The 242-nt window shown below is 46.3% G+C and carries 1 protein-coding gene; it reads right to left on the bottom strand.

Annotation, left to right across the window (positions count from 1 at the left end; genetic code table 11):
* The coding region (locus V5P19_RS24350; RefSeq protein WP_334408094.1) for a DUF1266 domain-containing protein at positions 1–242 on the bottom strand (242 nt) is incomplete at both ends.

Below are 242 nucleotides of genomic sequence, written 5' to 3'. Positions count from 1 at the left end.
CCTTAAGCGTTTCCGGGCATGTGGGGTAGTCAGCCAGTGGTTGCCAGGGTAAGGTCGCGTAATATGCATCGTCACTGGCAAATAATTGATAAAACATATCATTGCCGGAATCGTCGTATTCTTTACGCGCTAAGAATTCGCGTAATAAAGGCAGATGATCATCTTCGGGAGACTGCCAATATTGCCGACCAAAGGTATAACCGGCAAAGTATTGCCGCCAGTTACTATAATAACGTAGAGCC

Source organism: Enterobacter sp. UNJFSC 003 (genome assembly GCF_036903355.1).
Classification (GTDB): Bacteria; Pseudomonadota; Gammaproteobacteria; order Enterobacterales; family Enterobacteriaceae; genus Enterobacter.
Note: the sequence above shows the minus strand (reverse complement) of the source record. Positions and strands in the feature narration are given on the sequence as shown.